This is a genomic window from Pantoea sp. EKM21T, assembly GCF_011800405.1.
Lineage (GTDB): Bacteria > Pseudomonadota > Gammaproteobacteria > Enterobacterales > Enterobacteriaceae > Pantoea > Pantoea agglomerans.
In genome coordinates, this window is the sequence record NZ_JAALFV010000014.1 from 76,698 (window position 1) to 94,728 (window position 18,031).

An 18,031-nucleotide genomic window follows, 5' to 3' on the forward strand; every position below is an offset into this window, starting at 1 on the left:
TTATGCTGTTGCACGGCCAAATGCCGGGCGTTTGCGATCAAATGTCCAGCCGGGGACCAGATATTGCATCGCCGTAGCGTCGTTACGCGCACCGGCGGGCAGTGACTGATAAAGCTGATTGGCTTTGTTTACCTGCTCCCAGTCGAGCTCAATGCCCAGACCCGGCGCATCCGGTACGGCAATTTTCCCGTTGCGGATTTGCAGCGGATTTTTCGTCAGGCGCTGATCGCCCTCCTGCCAGATCCAGTGGGTATCAATCGCGGTAGGATTACCTGGCGCCGCCGCACCCACATGGGTGAACATCGCCAGCGAAATATCGAAGTGGTTATTGGAGTGGCAGCCCCAGGTGAGGCCCCACTCATCGCAGAGCTGCGCGACCCGCACAGCGCCGCTCAGCGTCCAGAAGTGAGGATCCGCCAGCGGAATATCGACCGCATTGAGCATCACCGCGTGATTCATCTCTCGCCAGTTGGTGGCGATCATATTGGTGGCCACCGGTAAGCCGGTTGCGCGCCGGAACTCGGCCATCACTTCACGTCCCGAATAGCCCTGCTCCGCGCCGCACGGATCTTCAGCGTAGCTCAGCACATCCTGCATCCCTTTACACAGCGCTATCGCCTCGTCCAGCAGCCAGGCGCCGTTCGGGTCGACCGTAATGCGGGCGTCGGGAAAGCGCTGCTTCAGCGCCGCCGCGGTGGCAATCTCCTGCTCGCCCGGCAACACGCCGCCTTTGAGCTTAAAATCTTTGAAGCCATATTTATCCGCAGCCGCCTCAGCCAGCCGCACCACGGCATCGCTGGTCAGCGCTTCCTGATGACGCAGGTGATACCAGTCGTGGCTGGCCTGCTCACCACTCAGATAGGGCAGATCGGTCTTGCGGCGGTCGCCGAGATAGAACAGATAGCCCAGCACCGTCACTTCATCACGCTGTTTACCTGGCCCCAGCAGTTCAGCCACCGGTACGCCCAGACACTGTCCCAGCAGATCGAGCAGCGCCGCTTCCAGCGCCGCTACCGCGTTGACCCGCAACTCAAAAGTCCAGGCACCGTTGCCGAAGGTGGTGAAGTCAGCCGACTGATTGCCTTTGTGCACCTGCTGCACCAGACGGTTCATTCGCGCAATCTGCTGGCCTTTCACCTGCGGAATCGCTTCTACCAGCGTCTGATAGATGGTGTCGCCGCCGGGGGCTTCACCGACGCCGGTGTGACCGGCGCTGTCAGTGAGAACCACAATATTGCGGGTAAAACAGGCGTTGTGCGCACCGCCAATATTGAGCAGCATGCTGTCATAACCGGCGACCGGGATAACCTGCATCTCAGTAATCACCGGCGAACTTTGCGTATTCATAATGCATCCTTACCGGGCCAGGTTTTCAGTTCGACACGTTTGATATCGCCCGCGATCACCAGGAAGCTGAATGCGGCGACAAAGGCGTGAATACCGACATAGATCAGCGCTCCTTCAAAGGAGCCGCTGGTGGCGATGATGTAACCGATGGCGATAGGCGTCACGATGCCAGAGAAGTTACCGAACATGTTGAACAGACCGCCGCTCAGGCCACTGATCTCTTTCGGCGCGGTATCTGCCATCACCGCCCAGCCCAGCGCACCGATGCCTTTACCAAAGAACGCCAGTGCCATGAAGAACACCACCACCCATTCGGTATCGGTGTAGTTACACATCACCATCGAAATAGAGAGCAGCATGCCGAGCACGATCGGCGTTTTACGCGCGATATTCAGCGAGCCGGTTTTACGCATCAGCCAGTCGGAGATCACCCCGCCCAGTACGCCGCCGAGGAAGCCGCACACCGCCGGAATCGAGGCAATAAAGCCCGCTTTGAGAATCGACATGCCGCGCGCCTGTACCAGATAGACCGGGAACCAGGTGATAAAAAAGTAGGTTAAGGCGTTAACGCAGTACTGACCGAGGTAGATACCCAGCATCATGCGTGACGTCAGCAGCTGTTTGATCTGGAACCACTTCTCGCTCCAGCTCACTTTGCGGCTATCCTTTTTGACATCCATGTTGATCAGCGCACCGCCCTGCTCCATGTACTCCAGTTCGGCTTTATTCACGCCAGGGTGATCGGTGGGATCGTGGATCACTTTCAGCCAGATGAAACTGAGGATGATGCCCAGGCCGCCCATAAACCAGAACACGTGCGCCCAGCCCACGGAAGAGACCAGCCAGCCCATGATGGGCGCGAAGATAACGGTGGCGAAGTATTGGGCCGAGTTGAAGATCGCCACGGCCGTGCCACGCTCCTGCGCCGGAAACCAGGCCGCGACAATGCGGCTGTTGCCAGGGAAGGAGGGCGCTTCGGCCAGTCCCACCAGGAAACGCAGAATAAACAGCGACATGATGATGCCGAAGCCGCTGAACAGATCGACGAACCCTTGCAAAAAGGTAAAGAGCGACCAGGTAAAGATGCTCCAGAAATAGACGCGTTTTGAGCCGAAGCGGTCAAGCAGCCAGCCGCCCGGAATCTGACCAATAACATACGCCCATGAGAAGGCTGAGAAGATATAGCCGAGTCCGACCGAATCGAGGCCAATATCTTTTGACATCGCCGAACCGGCAATCGAAATCGTTGCGCGGTCACCGTAGTTGAATGAGGTGACGATAAATAACATCACCACAATCCAGTAACGGGCATTGGTGCGTTTCTGCACCGTTTCCGCGGTCTGGCTGAAACTATTCATGATGCACTCCTGAAATATAGCGTGAGCTACATTCGCTCTGACTGCATACACATCGCGTTGGGTATCAGAGAGAAGTTGGGTTAAACACGGCGATCTTTTTGTTTTGGCAAACTTTATTTATCCATCCGGTGTCTGGCAGCCGCGGCGGTTAATAATCCCAGGCAACCTCTTTCGGATGAATAATACGTCGTGACAGATAACCTGACTTTGGCTAACGGAACTCAGTATAAGAACAGCCTGTGGCGATCACATTGGCGCATCGCCCTGGAATAATCGCCTTATTGAAGTGATTGTCTGGCGAATGCACAAAAGCCTGCGGTATAGCTCACGAAAGTGGCAAATACCCGTGCAAAATCCACCCCGGATAACGCTTTCCCCCGCTGTTTGTGAGGGTCTTCACTTGCTTTTGGATAATCGACCCAAAACAGCGAGGTGAATTGCCTTAATGGTGGTCATTTGCACAATGCGCGACCCGCCCCGCCTCCCTATACTGAAGCTGGCAAACAAGGGCGTGACAGGTCAGATCATTACAGCGTGCCGCACAAGTACGGTACGACAGACGGGAAGGTGAGCGATGAACCCAAAAACAGATGAACAACCGCTCTATATCAAAGTCCATGAGCACGACAATGTGGCGATTGTGGTTAACAGCCTCGGTCTGCCAGCCGGTACGCAGTTTGCGGATGGCCTGACCCTCACAGAGCATGTGCCGCAGGGCCACAAAGTGGCGCTGAGCGCGATTAATCAGGGTGCAGAGATCGTGCGTTATGGCGAAGTCATAGGCTATGCATTGCGGGATATTGCCCAGGGCAGCTGGATTGACGAGTCACTGGTTGCGCTGCCGGAAGCCCCTCCGCTGGAGAGTCTGCCGTTAGCCACTCAGGTTCCGCCTGATTTGCCGCCGCTGGAGGGCTATACCTTTGAAGGTTACCGCAATGCGGATGGCAGCGTAGGCACGCGTAACCTGCTCGGCATCACCACCAGCGTCCACTGCGTGGCCGGTGTGGTGGATCATGTCGTACAGATCATTGAACGGGATTTACTGCCGCGCTATCCGAACGTGGATGGTGTGGTTGCCCTGAACCACCTTTATGGCTGTGGGGTGGCGATCAACGCACCCGCGGCGGTCGTGCCGATTCGCACCATTCATAACCTGGCGCTGAATGCAAATTTCGGCGGCGAAGTGATGATCGTCAGCCTCGGCTGTGAAAAGTTACAGCCAGAGCGTCTGCTGACTGGCACCCCCGACGTGCAGGCGATTTCGCTGGACGACCATGACATCGTGCGTCTGCAGGATGAAAAGCTGGTGGGCTTTGGCGCGATGGTCAATGAGATTCTGCAGGTGGCGGAGCGTCATCTCCAGCGGCTGAATCAGCGCCAGCGCGAAACCTGCTCTGCAGCAGAACTGATTGTCGGCATGCAGTGTGGTGGCAGCGATGCGTTTTCGGGCGTGACGGCAAATCCTGCAGTGGGCTTTGCCTCTGATCTGCTGGTGCGTTGCGGTGCCACCGTGATGTTCTCGGAAGTCACGGAAGTGCGTGATGCGATTCACCTGCTGACGCCGCGGGTGATTAATCAGGAAGTCGGTAAGCGCTTACTGGAGGAGATGGCCTGGTATGATAATTACCTCGACCAGGGCCAGACCGATCGCAGCGCTAACCCGTCGCCGGGCAATAAGAAAGGCGGGCTGGCGAACGTGGTGGAAAAAGCGCTTGGCTCGATCGCAAAATCGGGACGCAGCGCCATTGTTGAAGTGCTCTCGCCCGGCCAGCGGCCCACGCGACGCGGATTGATCTACGCGGCCACGCCCGCCAGCGATTTTGTCTGCGGTACACAGCAGCTGGCATCCGGTATCACCCTGCAGGTGTTTACTACTGGTCGCGGTACGCCTTACGGTCTGGCCGCGATTCCGGTGATCAAGATGGCGACGCGTAATGCGCTGGCAGAGCGCTGGCACGATCTGATGGACATCAATGCCGGGACGATTGCTACCGGTGAAGAGAGTATTGAGCAGGTGGGCTGGCGACTGTTTGAATTGATTCTGGATATCGCCAGTGGCAGGAAGCAGACCTGGTCCGATCGCTGGGGCATTCGTAATCAGCTGGCGGTGTTTAACCCGGCGCCTGTCACCTGACAGTGCACTCAACGGATATCGCCGTGCGCACACTACAGGCTTATCTCTGTAAGGCAGAGATAAGCCTGGCCTTGCAATCAGAGCTGCGCGCCCCAGGCTTCAACCCACGGCGAGGTTACCGCCTCCGGTTCCGGATTTTCAGTGGCATCAACCAGTAACACCTCACCAACCCGCTGAGCGCCCTGCTCCTGCAGCAGCGCGTCAAAGGTTTTACCCGCGCCACAGAAATGGTCATAGCTGCTGTCACCCAGCGCAATCACGCCATAGCGCAGCGCGGGCTGATGACCGAGCTGATCTTTAATCGCATGGAACAGACCTGAAATCGTGTCGGGAAAATCGCCATGCCCGGTAGTAGAAGTGACAATTAACGCCACGTCGCTGGCATAGTTTTGCCAGTCAGCCAGCGTCGGATCGTCAAACACCGTTACGCTGTGCCCCTGCTGCTGCAGAATGGGCTCTGCTTCTTCCGCGACCAGTAGCGCATTGCCATATACCGTACCTACAAAAATGCCAATCTTTGCCATCTGCTTTCTCCCTTATTCTGAAACGTTATCCTGTCCTGGCGCTGCGTCAAACTCAACCCGCGGCACCTCAGGAATGCGATCCTGCCAGCCAAACTGGCTCATCAGATTCTGCCAGACGCCATCCAGTCCGGCGCGAAGCAGCAACGGTTCACCGGTTACCGGATGAGTTAATGCCAGGCTGCTGGCGTGCAGCATCAGGCGGTTAGCGCCAAAATGTTCGGCAGCACCCCGGTTCTGACGCAGATCGCCGTGCGCCGAATCGCCAATAATCGGATGACGCAGGTGTGACATATGACGACGCAGCTGATGCTTGCGACCGGTTTTAGGAGCCAGTTCAACCAGGCTATAACGCGAAGTGGGATAACGGCCAATGCCGACCGGCATCTCGACCGTTGCCAGTGACTGATAATCGGTGACCGCGGGCTGTGCGGTGCGCGCTTCCGTGGCGTGTTTATCGGCAATCTTATCCAGCTCTTCCACCAGCGGATAATCGAGCGTCCCGCTGCTCTCCAGCCAGCCGCGAACCACAGCGTGGTAGGTTTTCTGCATCTGGTGCTGTTCAAACTGCAGGGAAAGCAGACGTCCGACTTCACTGGAGAGCCCCATCAGCAGTACCCCTGACGTGGGCTTGTCGAGACGATGCGCCGTAAACACATGCTGCCCAATCTGATCACGAACGGTCTGCATCACAAACACCGTTTCATGGCGATCCAGCCAGCTGCGATGAACCAGCCAGCCGCTGGGCTTGTTGACGGCAACCAGCCACTCATCCTGATAGAGTATCTCCAGCATCAGTGGGCAGCATCCGTGATTAACGCATCAAGTTGACGCAGGGTCAGCAACAGCGGCGCAATACCCGGCTGGTCAGGCACCAGAGCCACCTCATAATAGGGGGCCACGGCAAAATTTTGTGGTAACGGATGTCGGGCCGCAATCAGGGCATGCATCCGCGGGACTAACACCCACTGGAGCCACTGCAGCGGCTCCAGCGTATCCAGGCAAAAGGGTTCGCGGCTCTCGAGCGCCCCCTCGGCCGGCGGGGTACTCTGCCAGAGATGATGCTCGCGCATCACCGCTTCCAGTTGTTCCAGCCGTTGCGTAATCAATTGTTCATGCGCCATGCGCCACCTCCGCGAGCAGTCAAAAATGGGCGGCAAGCATATCACTTGTTGGCACAGGCACAAAAAAAGGGAGCACTGTATAAACAGTGCTCCCGGTTCGTTTGCAGCCATCCCGCCACGTTAATGCTCCCTGCTCTTCCATGACAACTTGTCCAGTGCGAACTCCTGTCGCGCATCGTCCTGATGTATCCTTAGCATCCTGGCCCACCACCTCTTCTGAGGGGGTTCTCATTCTCCATCCTGGAGGTGTCCCTTGCTCAATCCTGAGCGATCCTGTTTCATCCTGAAACCTTCCGTGTGCCGTAAGCTCCGTTACGTTCCTGCCTCATGGCTTATCATCATCCTGACGATATCTTTTTCCTGAGCTTCCTGCAGTGCGAAACATTTTGACAGAACTCGTTACGCGCACAAGGTACTCACAGCAGAACTTTACGAAATGTGCGGCGTAAATTCAGATAAACGCCATTAAGTTGATGATTCACAATATTTTTACATCTCAGCCTTCCGGAAGTCTCACCTGTTATATAGCGATCTCTCACAGCACATGTAAGAGATGTCTCACAAGGTCAGGGGCAAATCACTGCAACTCAGATGATAACCGGTTGTAATGACTTAAGAAATATCTCAAGCGTTTCCGCTAATTTCACACGCTGTTTACCGCCAGGCTGCTCCAGAATCACTTCGCCGCTGAGATTAGAAAGCGAGATGATCTCCTGTTCTGACTCGGTGGTGGCGATAAACAGCGTAGGCGACTGTTTAAGGCGGCGCTGCATCACCAGATGCCCGATCAGATTCTCCTGTAAACGCAGGAAATCATCCTCACTCCAGACCTGTAAGAGTGTCAGCTGATTCTCACCAAAACTGGCCTGCATATCGCCGGCAAACTGCGTGGTATAGAAAGCCGTGATCTGCGGCTGGAGCTGGATGTCGATCGCCCGCTCAACCGCATCCAGCGTCTGTGGCAGAGTAAAAGGCTGCGGCTGCCAGACGACCCGCTGATCGCGATCCTCCAGGGCACAGGGCGAAGGTACGCCAAAGAGATCGCTGCTGGCCGGCGCATGCCCGGCCTGCTGAAGCCAGTGCTGGCAGTATCGGGTGGTAAAGTCGCGCAACGCGGCGGCAGTTTGCTGCATCATTCATATTCTCACTTCTGATGGGTTACACTTAGCCACTTTGATTAATTTTGGTGGTAACCGCAATGACTACTCACGAACAGGATCAGGCACTCAGCAACCTGACGCTGGGCAAACCCACAGCCTATCACGATCATTATGACAACAGCTTACTGCAGGCGGTGCCGCGCAGCCTGAATCGTGAACCCCTTGGCCTGTTTCCCGACAGCCTGCCCTTTACCGGCAGTGATATCTGGACCCTGTATGAACTCTCGTGGCTCAACAGCAAAGGTCTGCCACAGGTTGCCGTTGGCGAAGTGGTGCTCGATGCGCAGAGCCGCAACCTTATCGAGTCAAAAAGCTTCAAGCTCTACCTTAACAGTTTCAACCAGACCCGCTTTGCCGACTGGGGCGAGGTTCGTCAGACGCTGGAGCGGGACCTGAGTGCCTGTGCTGAAGGTGAAGCGCGGGTCGCGCTGTTCCGTCTCAATGAAGTGGAAGGTCAGCCCATCGGCCATTTTGAGGGGGTTTGTATTGATGAGCAGGATATCGCCATAGAGGATTACCGCTTCAATGCTGACTATCTGGCCGATGCTGCGGGCAGCGAAATCGTTGAAGAGACGCTGGTCAGCCACCTGCTCAAGTCAAACTGTCTGATTACCAATCAGCCCGACTGGGGCTCCGTGATGATTCGTTATAAAGGCCCGCGTATCGACCGTGAAGCGCTGCTGCGCTATCTGGTCTCATTCCGCCAGCACAACGAATTTCACGAGCAGTGTGTCGAACGCATTTTTAATGATGTGATGCGTTTCTGCCATCCGGAAGCGCTGACGGTGTATGCACGCTACACCCGTCGTGGCGGGCTGGATATCAATCCATGGCGCACTAATGTGCCCTTCTCGCCCGGTTTTTCGCGGCTGGTCCGTCAGTAGTTTGCGAGACTTCTCGCAGGCTGCATGCACTAAGCCCAGTTCCGCTTGAGCTGTGCGGGCCGACAAGGCTACTCTGGTGATGGCGGCTACCTGCGGGTGGCCGACCAGGGATTTTCGTCACTGCCGTTGCAGTGCCAACACGCACCCAGGCGGGTGTAAAGGAGTTCATTTGATTACCCATATCAGCCCTCTTGGCTCAATGGATCTGCTTTCACAGCTGGAAGTCGATATGCTCAAGCGCACAGCCAGCAGCGACCTCTACCAGCTGTTTCGCAACTGCTCTCTTGCCGTGCTTAACTCCGGCAGCCAGACTGACAGCAGCCAGGAGCTGCTCTCCCGCTTTGAAAATTTCGACATCAATGTGTTGCGCCGTGAGCGCGGCGTCAAACTGGAGCTGATCAATCCACCGGAAGAGGCGTTTGTGGATGGCCGCATCATCCGTTCACTGCAGGCTAACCTGTTTGCGGTGCTGCGTGACATCCTGTTTGTCAGCGGTCAGCTCAACATGCCGGGTCGGTTAACTGCGGCTGAAGAAAATGACTCCGCCACTATTACCAACACCGTGTTTTCCATTCTGCGTAACGCGCGGGCGCTGCACATCGGCGAGTATCCCAACACCGTGGTCTGCTGGGGCGGTCACTCGATCAACGCCGTTGAGTACCAGTATTGCCGCAATGTCGGAACTCAGCTTGGACTGCGTGAACTGAACATCTGTACCGGCTGCGGGCCGGGCGTGATGGAAGCGCCAATGAAAGGGGCCGCCGTTGGCCATGCTCAGCAGCGCTATCGTGACAGCCGCTTTATCGGCCTGACCGAACCCTCCATCATTGCGGCTGAACCGCCGAATCCGCTGGTGAATGAGTTGATCATCATGCCGGACATCGAAAAACGTCTGGAAGCTTTTGTGCGCATTGCCCATGGCATAATCATTTTCCCGGGCGGCGTAGGGACCGCAGAAGAGTTGCTCTATCTGCTGGGCATCCTGATGAATCCGCAGAACAGCGATCAGGTATTACCGCTGATCCTGACCGGGCCGGAAGAGAGCGCCGACTACTTCCGCGTGCTGGATGATTTCATCGTTAACACCCTGGGCGAACAGGCGCGTAAGCATTATCAGATCATCATCAACGATGCAGCCGAAGTGGCGCGTCTGATGAAGAAAGCGATGCCGCAGGTAAAAGAGAATCGTCGCGAAACCGGCGATGCTTACAGCTTTAACTGGTCGATTCGCATTGAACCCGATCTGCAGGTGCCGTTCCTGCCAACCCATGAAAATATGGCGAATCTCAATCTCTACACCAATCAGCCACCCGAAAAGCTGGCTGCTGACCTGCGCCGCGCCTTCTCAGGCATCGTAGCCGGTAACGTCAAAGAGATGGGCATCCGCGAAATCCGTGAGAAGGGACGCTACAAACTGCATGGCGACCCCGACATCATGCACCGCATGGATGAGCTGCTTCAGGGATTCGTTGCACAGCAACGCATGAAACTGCCAGGCACCGCCTACATTCCCTGCTACGAAATTATCAAATAAACCAGGAGGCAGCCCCCGGGCTGCCCATACTCTCATGGCTCTTCATCTTGTTATTGTTGACGCGTTGAATCTGATTCGCCGTCTGCATGCGGTACAGGGCTCACCCTGTGTCGAAGGCTGCGTGGCCGCGCTGCGCCAGATACTGGGTCACGCCCATCCGACTCATGCGGTGGCGGTGTTTGATGGCGAAGCACGTCATCAGGGCTGGCGTCATCAGCTGCTACCCGATTACAAAAGTGGTCGCCCGCCGATGCCAGACGATTTACAGGCAGAGATGCCGGCGTTACAGGAGGCCTTTCGCGCCGCAGGCGTAAGCTGCTGGATAGCGGGCGAGGATGAAGCGGACGATTTAGCGGCGACGCTGGCGGTGAAAATGGCTCAGGCCGGACATCAGGCCACCATTGTTTCAACCGACAAAGGCTACTGTCAGCTGCTGGCACCTGAGATCCGCATCCGCGACTACTTCCAGAAACGCTGGCTTGATCTGCCTTTTATCGAGGCTGAATTTGGTGTGGCGCCACAGCGGTTACCCGACTACTGGGGGTTGTGCGGCATCAGCAGCAGTAAAATTCCGGGCATCACCGGCATCGGTCCGAAAAGCGCGAAACAGCTGCTGACAGAGTTTCACACGCTTGAGGGAATCTATCAGCAACTGGATCAGGTGCCAGCCAGATGGCGGGAGAAGCTCGCTGAGGGTCGGCAGATGGCAGAGATCAGCCGTCAGGTCGCAACTCTGAAGCGGGATCTGGTGTTGCAGGGGAATCTGAATACGCTGCGTTATACCGGCTGAGTGCCCTTGCACTCAGCCCGGCGATTAACGTTCGTCGCGACGACCACCGGCAGCCGCCCAGATTCGGCGCACATGTACGGTCACCTCTTCGCGGTCATGGTAAAGCTGACGAGCGCGAATCTGCACGTTAATACCATTATCATCAAATCGTTCCTGCATCATGGCCAGATTCTGCGTCACCTCTTCATAGCGCTTTTTCATGGGCAACTTAAGGTTGAAGATCGCTTCACGGCACCAGCCGTTGACCAGCCAGTCGGTCATCAGGTTAGCCACGCGCACCGGCTTCTCCACCATGTCACACACCAGCCAGCTGATGTTGGTGCGTGGCGGACGGAATTTAAAGCCATCCGCTTTCTCGTGCATCACCTGGCCCGTATCCATCAGGCTCGGTGCCATCGGTCCGTTGTCCACCGCATACACCATCATGCTGCGCTGAACCAGCTGATAGGTCCAGCCGCCCGGACAGGCACCGAGATCCACGGCGTACATGCCGCTGGCTAAACGCTCATCCCACTCATCCGCAGGGATAAAGACGTGAAACGCCTCCTCCAGCTTAAGGGTGGAACGGCTTGGCGCATCGGAGGGGAACTTAAGGCGTGGAATACCCATGTAAAACGGCGAGCTGTTTTCCCGGATGGAGTAGCCGACGTAACAGGTGCCCGGTGCGATGAAAAACACATGCACGACCGGGCGCTTCGGGCTCTCATAATTCAACAGGATCTTGCTTTCACGCAGTGCCGAGCGCAGCGGCACGGTGAACTTGCGGCAGAACTTAGTCAGCTCTTTGGCTTCGTTGGTGTCTGGCACTTCAACACGCAGTTCGCCGCCCTTTTCCACTACGCCGGTCAGCATGCCGACAATCGGGGTAATGCGATCTTCCTGCGGCAGGTCACGCAGCATTTCGCCGACGACCAGCATCTGACGGGCAAAAATCAGCTCGTCAAACGGCAACTCACGTGCCAGCCGCTCGGCATCTTCAAACTGATAGCACTCGAACAGCACGTAGCCAGAGTCATCTTTAACCCGTGGAAAGCCGTAGATTTCACGTTCAGCCGCTTTGGCGCTGATTTCCGCCGCACACTCTTTTTCAAAACCGGGGCGACAATAGAGTAAAACTTTATTCATGGCGTTCTGCCTTTCGTTTAAGACGCAGCGCGCCAATCAACATCAATACCCAACCGGCGAGGAAACAGACCCCGCCCACGGGTGTGATAAAAACCCAAAACTTCAGATGTGACAGCGCCAGACAATAGAGGCTGCCACTAAACAGCACGGTGCCGAGCGCCATCAGCGCACTGCTCCAGTAAAACCAGATATTGGCGCGGCGTAACATCGCAGCACCCAGCCCCATCACCGCTAAGGTGTGATAAGCCTGATATTCCAGCCCGGTATGAATCCAGGCCATTTCAGCCGCACCAAGCGACTGACTCAAAACGTGGGCACCAAATGCGCCAAAAGCCACCAGCAGAAATCCGCTGATAGCCGAAAAAACAAACATGGCACGACTGGACATTAACCGATCCTCAGAGTCCTTTTGCATCTGAATGCAAATAAATCAATACGTTATTGTTGATAGCGAAAGCGGAATTTTTCTTGTTCGGTTGCAGCTTTTTCCAGGATCCACTGTCGGAAGGCGGCTATTTTACCCAGTTCTGCCTGACTGTCATGACAAACCAGATAAAAAGCGTTTTTACTGACTAATACATCATTAAACGGGCAGATTAATCGCCCGGCTTCTATTTCGCTCTGCGCCATGACGTTATTCGCCAGCGCTACGCCCTGACCATGAATCGCCGCCTGCAATACCATGGCGCTGTGGCTGAAGATTGGCCCCTGCTGCACATTGATATGCTGCAGGCCCAACTGCCGGATATAAGATTGCCAGTCCCGGCGGGAGGCATCATGCAGCAGAGTAAAACGCGACAGATCCATCGGTGTTTTTAGCGGATTATCCCCGGTCATCAGCGACGGTGAACAGACCGGCAGCAGATATTCGGCGTAGAGTTTTTCAACCCGCAGGCCGGGCCAGTTACCCCGGCCGTAAAAAATCGCCACGTCGACATCGTCGGCCAGTTTCTCTTCGTCGCGGTCAACCGCCTGGATACGCACGTCGATTCCCGGATAAGCCATATTAAAGCTGGAGAGGCGGGGAACCAGCCACTGAATGGCAAAGCTCGGCAGTAAACTAACGGTCAGCGCACCCTTGGCACTGCGCGCCTGCAGTTTGCGGGTCGCTTCGTTGATTGCCGAGAAAATCTCTTTGATATCGAGATAGTAGCTTTGTCCTTCTTCGGTCAGTAATAGCGAACGATTCCTCCGGCGAAATAGCTTTAACCCCAGAAAATCTTCCAGAGATTTAATCTGATGGCTTACAGCAGCCTGGGTGACAAACAGCTCTTCTGCGGCTTTGGTAAAGCTTAAATGGCGTGCAGCTGCATCAAAAACACGCAGTGCGTTGAGAGGAGGAAGGCGTTTCGACATGGTTTTCCGTATCCGGATCGGCAAAAAATACGCTGGCTTATACAAAGCGTTTACGTATTAGAATTTTTAATCCGAGGCATTATAATTTGTCCGTTGAGGAACCTCCAGCAAATACCTATAGTTGCCGCACTTCCTGAGCCGGAACGAAAAGTTTTTAGATTTGTGAGTGAGTTCGCAGATTTTCTGAAAGCTTTTGGCTTGTGGTCGTGATGTTGTGTTTGCAATTTTTGATCCGACGATTGCGGATCGAACTCTTAATTCCTGTAGATTTACCCTGTCTGTCCATAGTGATTTTTAAATAGCACCGCAAATTGCGGTGCTTTTTTTTTGCTGCTTAGTTGCCAGACTCTACCATCTCTTTGACATCAGAGCGGTTGATTTGCTGCTCGTTGCCATTCGCATCTTTATAGCTGATCATGCCGGTATCGTTATCGACTTTAGGCTTGCCGGCAGCCACAATGGTGCGACCATCATTGGTATGCATCACGTAATTGCTTGAACAGGCGCTCAGGGTAAAAGCCAGGGTACACACGGCCAGTACTGCGGTTAATTTTTTCATCTGCTATCTCCTTGTAGATTGATTGCATCAAACCACCCGCGTTACGCTAACCAGAGGCAGCCGATAAGTGAGATCGACTAGTAAACGTCCGATCGTTATGCGGGTTTGGTTCAAACCTTGCAATATTCAGCATAACGCGCTTTTCCAGCTTTGCCAGACGCAGACCATTCTTTCAGTGTGGTCCTAATTTTTCTTATCATGGACCAGGCATGACCGCATTCAATCCCACCGCATTTCGCCAGCAGTTTCCCGCACTCGCCGACGCAGGCGTTTATCTCGACAGCGCAGCGACCACGCTGAAGCCGCAGGCCGTCATTGACAGCACGCAGCAGTTTTACAGCCTCAGCGCGGGTACAGTCCATCGCAGCCAGTTTGCCGCCGCCCAGGCCTTAACCCATCGCTATGAGCAGGCGCGCAACCAGGTTGCCCGCTGGCTTAACGCCGCTGACGATCGTGAGATTGTCTGGACGCGCGGCACCACCGAAGCGATAAACCTGGTGGCGAACAGCTGGCTGCGCCCGCGCTTACAGCCTGGTGATGAGATTGTGGTCAGCGAGGCAGAACACCACGCCAACCTGGTGCCCTGGCTGATGGCTGCGCAGGCGTGCGGTGCCCGCGTCGTAAAATGGCCGTTAGGCGCGGATCGCCTGCCGGATATCAGCCAGCTGCCCGCCCTGCTCAACAGCCGTACCCGCCTGCTGGCGGTCGGACAGATGTCGAACGTCACCGGCGGATGTCCCGCACTCGCTCAGGCGATACCGCTCGCTCACGCCGTGGGCGCGAAAGTGATGGTCGATGGCGCACAGGGCGTGGTGCATTGTCCGCCTGACGTACAGGCGCTGGATATCGACTTTTACGCCTTTTCCGGACATAAGATTTACGGCCCGATGGGCATTGGCGCGTTATATGGCAAAGCGGAACTGCTGGAGGCGATGGAGCCCTGGCAGGGCGGCGGTAAGATGATAACGGATGTCGATTTCAACGGATTTACGCCGCAGCCGGTGCCGTGGCGTTTTGAGGCTGGCACCCCGAATGTGGCGGGCGTGGTGGGCCTGAGTGCAGCACTGAGCTGGCTGGCGCAGTACGATCTGCCCGAAGCGGAGCGCTGGAGTCAGCATCTTGCGACGCTGGCGGAAGAGCAGCTGGCGGAATTACCCGGTTTCCGCAGCTTCCGCTGTTCAAATGCCAGCCTGCTGGCATTTGAATTCGCTGGCCTGCATCACAGCGATCTGGTGACGCTGCTGGCTGAGCAGGGAATCGCCCTGCGCGCTGGCCAGCACTGCGCGCAGCCGTTGCTGGCGGCGCTGGGCGTCAGCGGCACGCTGCGGGCCTCTTTTGCACCCTATAATAATCTGCAGGATGTTGATGCGCTGGTGCGCGCCATGAAGAGCGCCATCTCGCTGTTATCGGAGTTTTGATTATGCATTCATCGCCGTTAGCGCCACACCCGTTTGGCGAACAGATTACCGTTGCCAGCCTGAAAGAGAGCTTTGGCCGTTTTCATCAGTGGGAAGATCGTTATCGTCAGCTGATCCAGCTGAGCCGCCAGTTGCCTGCCTTACCCGGGGAACTGAAAACAGCAGAAATTGAACTGAGCGGTTGTGAAAATCGGGTCTGGCTGGGCAGCCAGTTACGCGAAGATGGCACGCTGCATTTCTATGGTGACAGTGAAGGACGTATTGTGCGCGGTCTGCTGGCCGTGCTGCTGACCGCCGTCGAGGGCCAGACGCCGCAACAGCTGCTGGCAATGGATCCCTTAAAACTGTTTGATGAACTGGGCCTGCGCGCCCAGCTCAGTGCCTCCCGCAGCAGCGGCCTGCAGGCGCTGGCCGCCGCAGTGGAGCACGCCGCGCGTCAGGCGCTGACCGCGTCCTGACGGGCAGCACGCGCCAGAAACTTCTTCAGCGCATGCGAGACGGCAACAAAGCCGAAGGTGGCGGTTACCATGGTGGCCGCGCCAAAGCCGGAGGTGCAATCCATTCTCTTCGGCCCCTCCGCTGTGCTGCGTGAAGCACAGACGCTGCCATCAGCCTGCGGATAGACCAGCGCTTCGGTAGAAAAGACGCAGTCGATGCCAAGTTTGCCCTTGCTGTTTTTCACCACGCCCAGGCTTTTCAGTCGTTCGCGCAGCTTAGCCGCCAGCGGATCCTGGATGGTTTTCGCCAGATCGGCGACCTGGATCTGAGTCGGATCGATCTGCCCACCCGCGCCACCGGTGGTGATCAGCGGGATCTTATTCCGGCGGCACCAGGCGATCAGCGCCGCTTTCGGTCGCACGCTGTCGATAGCGTCGATCACATAGTCGAAACCGGCTGCCATCAGTTCGGCGGTGTTCTCTGGCGTAATAAAGTCATCAATGCAGATCACTTCGCAGTCAGGATTAATCGCACGCAGCCGTTCTGCCATCACTTCTGTTTTGGCTTTGCCGACGTTGCCCTGCAGCGCATGAAGCTGCCGGTTAGTGTTGGTAATACAGACATCATCCATATCAATCAGGGTGATTTTACCAATCCCGGTGCGCACCAGCGCTTCCGCCGCCCAGGATCCGACACCGCCAATCCCGATGACGCAGAAGTGTGCGTCAGCAAAACGTTGCAGCGCATCCTGGCCATAGAGACGCGCCGTGCCGCCAAAGCGCTGATGCCAGGCGTCATTTAACACTTTCATAGTTGAACCTGTTACGTCGTGCGGGCCCGAAGGCCCGCAGAGAAGAAATTAGTTAGCGCCGAGAAGCAGTGAACCATTATTACCGTTTTGCGGGCTGGAGAACAGCGGTTGTCCGGCACCCGGCGCGGCTTTAATTACCCAGACGCGTCCGTAGTGATTATAGAAGCCCGCCAGATGCGCAGCGTCGGGGCCGATACCCTGATAGATATCAAAGTGCTGGCCTTTAATCGCGCCACCCACGTCGAGTGCCACCATCAGGCGCATCTCATATTTGCCGTTGAATTTGCCCTTCTCATTTAACTGCGGCACTTCAGCCAGCAGTACGGTGCCCGCCGGAATAATTGAGCGGTCAGACGCAACGGAGGCTTTCGCCACCAGCGGAACTGCGCTGGCACCGCGCACCGGCGTAAATGGCTCAGCTTTAAAGAAGACGAATGATGGGTTGGTTTCCAGCAGCGCACGGACCTCCTGCGGTGAGTGCTCCTGCGCCCACTGACGAATCGCCTGCATCGACATATCTTCGCGCTTCACTTCACCGCGATCGATCAGCTCTTTGCCAATGCTGTGATAACCCCAGCCATTTTTACCGGCGTAACCAAAGAAGGTCATCGGGCGGCCATCGCCAAAGTCGACATAACCACTGCCCTGCACATCCATCATGAAGTTATCAATCAGTGAATTGCTGTAGGCGATGATGTAGCGGTCATCGAGTCCGCCACTATAGATAGAGGCGCGGCTCGGTAATTTTTCTCCGCGTTTGCGCGGCGGCATACGGTAGATGGGATACTGGAATTCACCCTGACGGGTGTAGCGCGCTTCTACTACCGGTGTGTAGTAACCGGTGAACTGCACGTTACCGTAGTTATCCGTTCCCTCCATCTGCCAGGCGTTAAGCCCATACTGACGAAGCTGTCGGGTATCGGCACCCGCCATCAGCCAGCTCTCAATCGCGCTATAGGTGCCGTTCTGACGGCTATACAGGGCGGATGAGGCGGACTGAATCTGACGGACCTGCTCGCCAAAGTCTCTGCCATTAACCGGTGCGCCTTTGGCATTGGGCTGATTCACCAGCGCCAGCGGTTGTTCCAGTTTGCCATCTTTATATTGCTGACCGCGATCGGTCGGTTTGGAGCTACAGGCCGCCAGCAGCGTAATTAACGCGCCAGTGAGTGCATACTTCACCCAATGTGATTTCATTATCTTCTCTTTTTATAACTGTTCGCCCCGCGACGATAGCAAAGCCCCCGACAGAATGAAATGCATCCGCTCAGACGTCACGCATATCAGTTTAATAATTAACCAGATGGTTGAATCCTTCAGCAACTGGCTGTTAATTTGGCTTTTATCTGCAAAAAGGGGTTGCATGAATTAGCGCGGAGAGTATAGTGCGCTTCCACGGACGCGGGGTGGAGCAGCCTGGTAGCTCGTCGGGCTCATAACCCGAAGGTCGTCGGTTCAAATCCGGCCCCCGC

Annotated in this window: 18 protein-coding genes; 6 read left to right on the forward strand and 12 right to left on the reverse strand. The window is 56.0% G+C overall.

Features of this window, described 5'->3' with window-relative positions; translation table 11 throughout:
- Both HFD87_RS21350 and HFD87_RS21355 read right to left on the reverse strand, forming a co-directional pair.
- A complete protein-coding gene (locus tag HFD87_RS21350; protein WP_010248589.1) occupies positions 1–1,347 on the reverse strand; it encodes an enolase C-terminal domain-like protein in 1,347 nt (448 codons plus the stop codon).
- Positions 1,344–2,705 (reverse strand): MFS transporter, encoded by a 1,362-nt coding sequence (locus HFD87_RS21355; protein ID WP_010248591.1) that lies wholly within the window; start codon positions 2,703–2,705, stop codon positions 1,344–1,346. The genes HFD87_RS21350 and HFD87_RS21355 overlap by 4 nt, the downstream gene beginning before the upstream one ends.
- 574 nt (positions 2,706–3,279) lie before the next feature.
- On the opposite strand from HFD87_RS21355, the gene garD reads away from it, so the two are divergent.
- On the forward strand, positions 3,280–4,839 hold the full coding sequence (garD, locus tag HFD87_RS21360) for a galactarate dehydratase (RefSeq protein ID WP_010672140.1): 1,560 nt from the start codon (positions 3,280–3,282) through the stop codon (positions 4,837–4,839).
- 77 nt (positions 4,840–4,916) lie between these two features.
- Here the strand turns inward: garD and HFD87_RS21365 are convergent, their stop codons facing one another.
- From HFD87_RS21365 to syd, 4 genes are all read right to left on the reverse strand, one after another.
- Positions 4,917–5,363, reverse strand: a complete 447-nt coding sequence (locus HFD87_RS21365; protein WP_010248594.1) for a flavodoxin — start codon at positions 5,361–5,363, stop codon at positions 4,917–4,919.
- Positions 5,364–5,375: 12 nt separating this feature from the next.
- On the reverse strand, positions 5,376–6,155 hold the full coding sequence (gene truC, locus HFD87_RS21370) for a tRNA pseudouridine(65) synthase TruC (RefSeq protein WP_163762499.1): 780 nt from the start codon (positions 6,153–6,155) through the stop codon (positions 5,376–5,378).
- On the reverse strand, positions 6,155–6,484 hold the full coding sequence (locus HFD87_RS21375) for a YqcC family protein (RefSeq protein WP_010248600.1): 330 nt from the start codon (positions 6,482–6,484) through the stop codon (positions 6,155–6,157). The genes truC and HFD87_RS21375 overlap by 1 nt, the downstream gene beginning before the upstream one ends.
- A 587-nt stretch (positions 6,485–7,071) precedes the next feature.
- Complete coding sequence (gene syd, locus HFD87_RS21380; protein WP_010672142.1) at positions 7,072–7,620, reverse strand: SecY-interacting protein; 549 nt, start codon at positions 7,618–7,620, stop codon at positions 7,072–7,074.
- A gap of 62 nt (positions 7,621–7,682) precedes the next feature.
- Here syd and queF point away from each other — a divergent pair, with 62 nt between their 5' ends.
- The 3 genes from queF (at position 7,683) to xni (ending at position 10,852) form a co-directional block, all read left to right on the forward strand.
- Positions 7,683–8,528 (forward strand): NADPH-dependent 7-cyano-7-deazaguanine reductase QueF, encoded by an 846-nt coding sequence (gene queF / locus HFD87_RS21385; protein WP_022623809.1) that lies wholly within the window; start codon positions 7,683–7,685, stop codon positions 8,526–8,528.
- Between the two features lie 169 nt (positions 8,529–8,697).
- Positions 8,698–10,062, forward strand: a complete 1,365-nt coding sequence (gene ppnN / locus HFD87_RS21390) for a nucleotide 5'-monophosphate nucleosidase PpnN (protein ID WP_010248605.1) — start codon at positions 8,698–8,700, stop codon at positions 10,060–10,062.
- Positions 10,063–10,096: 34 nt separating this feature from the next.
- Positions 10,097–10,852: a flap endonuclease Xni gene (gene xni / locus HFD87_RS21395; protein WP_158131411.1), complete on the forward strand. Its 756-nt coding sequence runs from the start codon at positions 10,097–10,099 to the stop codon at positions 10,850–10,852.
- Between the two features lie 24 nt (positions 10,853–10,876).
- On the opposite strand, the gene rlmM is transcribed toward xni, so the two are convergent.
- The 4 genes from rlmM to HFD87_RS21415 all read right to left on the reverse strand — a co-directional run bounded on the left by rlmM (position 10,877) and on the right by HFD87_RS21415 (position 13,892).
- A complete protein-coding gene (gene rlmM, locus HFD87_RS21400) occupies positions 10,877–11,977 on the reverse strand; it encodes a 23S rRNA (cytidine(2498)-2'-O)-methyltransferase RlmM (protein ID WP_010248609.1) in 1,101 nt (366 codons plus the stop codon).
- Positions 11,970–12,365 carry a DUF423 domain-containing protein gene (locus HFD87_RS21405; RefSeq protein WP_010248611.1) on the reverse strand — a complete coding sequence of 132 codons (396 nt, stop codon included), beginning with the start codon at positions 12,363–12,365 and terminating at the stop codon, positions 11,970–11,972. Before HFD87_RS21405 ends, rlmM begins: the two co-directional genes overlap by 8 nt.
- A 50-nt stretch (positions 12,366–12,415) precedes the next feature.
- Complete coding sequence (locus HFD87_RS21410; protein ID WP_003854641.1) at positions 12,416–13,333, reverse strand: transcriptional regulator GcvA; 918 nt, start codon at positions 13,331–13,333, stop codon at positions 12,416–12,418.
- Between the two features lie 334 nt (positions 13,334–13,667).
- Positions 13,668–13,892, reverse strand: coding sequence for a YgdI/YgdR family lipoprotein (locus tag HFD87_RS21415; RefSeq protein ID WP_010248613.1), 225 nt, complete (start codon positions 13,890–13,892; stop codon positions 13,668–13,670).
- A 209-nt stretch (positions 13,893–14,101) separates the two neighbouring features.
- Between HFD87_RS21415 and csdA the strand changes: the two genes are divergently transcribed.
- Both csdA and csdE read left to right on the forward strand, forming a co-directional pair.
- Positions 14,102–15,310, forward strand: a complete 1,209-nt coding sequence (csdA, locus tag HFD87_RS21420; protein WP_167423914.1) for a cysteine desulfurase CsdA — start codon at positions 14,102–14,104, stop codon at positions 15,308–15,310.
- Between the two features lie 2 nt (positions 15,311–15,312).
- A complete protein-coding gene (gene csdE, locus HFD87_RS21425; RefSeq protein ID WP_167423915.1) occupies positions 15,313–15,768 on the forward strand; it encodes a cysteine desulfurase sulfur acceptor subunit CsdE in 456 nt (151 codons plus the stop codon).
- On the opposite strand, the gene tcdA is transcribed toward csdE, so the two are convergent.
- Both tcdA and mltA read right to left on the reverse strand, forming a co-directional pair.
- Positions 15,747–16,559: a tRNA cyclic N6-threonylcarbamoyladenosine(37) synthase TcdA gene (gene tcdA / locus HFD87_RS21430; RefSeq protein WP_010248618.1), complete on the reverse strand. Its 813-nt coding sequence runs from the start codon at positions 16,557–16,559 to the stop codon at positions 15,747–15,749. The two genes, csdE and tcdA, sit on opposite strands and share 22 nt — an antisense overlap.
- Before the next feature lie 48 nt (positions 16,560–16,607).
- On the reverse strand, positions 16,608–17,756 hold the full coding sequence (mltA, locus tag HFD87_RS21435; RefSeq protein ID WP_010248620.1) for a murein transglycosylase A: 1,149 nt from the start codon (positions 17,754–17,756) through the stop codon (positions 16,608–16,610).
- Positions 17,757–18,031: the final 275 nt, after the last annotated feature.

Excerpts from the sequence above, each read along its gene's own strand:
- HFD87_RS21375 (WP_010248600.1), bottom strand. The coding sequence starts at position 6,484 with ATGGCGCATGAACAATTGATTACGCAACGGCTGGAACAACTGGAAGCG.
- rlmM (WP_010248609.1), bottom strand. The coding sequence starts at position 11,977 with ATGAATAAAGTTTTACTCTATTGTCGCCCCGGTTTTGAAAAAGAGTGT.
- csdA (WP_167423914.1), top strand. The coding sequence starts at position 14,102 with ATGACCGCATTCAATCCCACCGCATTTCGCCAGCAGTTTCCCGCACTC.
- HFD87_RS21410 (WP_003854641.1), bottom strand. The coding sequence starts at position 13,333 with ATGTCGAAACGCCTTCCTCCTCTCAACGCACTGCGTGTTTTTGATGCA.
- mltA (WP_010248620.1), bottom strand. The coding sequence starts at position 17,756 with ATGAAATCACATTGGGTGAAGTATGCACTCACTGGCGCGTTAATTACG.
- HFD87_RS21355 (WP_010248591.1), bottom strand. The coding sequence starts at position 2,705 with ATGAATAGTTTCAGCCAGACCGCGGAAACGGTGCAGAAACGCACCAAT.
- tcdA (WP_010248618.1), bottom strand. The coding sequence starts at position 16,559 with ATGAAAGTGTTAAATGACGCCTGGCATCAGCGCTTTGGCGGCACGGCG.
- HFD87_RS21350 (WP_010248589.1), bottom strand. The coding sequence starts at position 1,347 with ATGAATACGCAAAGTTCGCCGGTGATTACTGAGATGCAGGTTATCCCG.
- HFD87_RS21415 (WP_010248613.1), bottom strand. The coding sequence starts at position 13,892 with ATGAAAAAATTAACCGCAGTACTGGCCGTGTGTACCCTGGCTTTTACC.
- xni (WP_158131411.1), top strand. The coding sequence starts at position 10,097 with ATGGCTCTTCATCTTGTTATTGTTGACGCGTTGAATCTGATTCGCCGT.
- HFD87_RS21365 (WP_010248594.1), bottom strand. The coding sequence starts at position 5,363 with ATGGCAAAGATTGGCATTTTTGTAGGTACGGTATATGGCAATGCGCTA.
- csdE (WP_167423915.1), top strand. The coding sequence starts at position 15,313 with ATGCATTCATCGCCGTTAGCGCCACACCCGTTTGGCGAACAGATTACC.
- HFD87_RS21405 (WP_010248611.1), bottom strand. The coding sequence starts at position 12,365 with ATGTCCAGTCGTGCCATGTTTGTTTTTTCGGCTATCAGCGGATTTCTG.
- garD (WP_010672140.1), top strand. The coding sequence starts at position 3,280 with ATGAACCCAAAAACAGATGAACAACCGCTCTATATCAAAGTCCATGAG.
- truC (WP_163762499.1), bottom strand. The coding sequence starts at position 6,155 with ATGCTGGAGATACTCTATCAGGATGAGTGGCTGGTTGCCGTCAACAAG.
- syd (WP_010672142.1), bottom strand. The coding sequence starts at position 7,620 with ATGATGCAGCAAACTGCCGCCGCGTTGCGCGACTTTACCACCCGATAC.
- queF (WP_022623809.1), top strand. The coding sequence starts at position 7,683 with ATGACTACTCACGAACAGGATCAGGCACTCAGCAACCTGACGCTGGGC.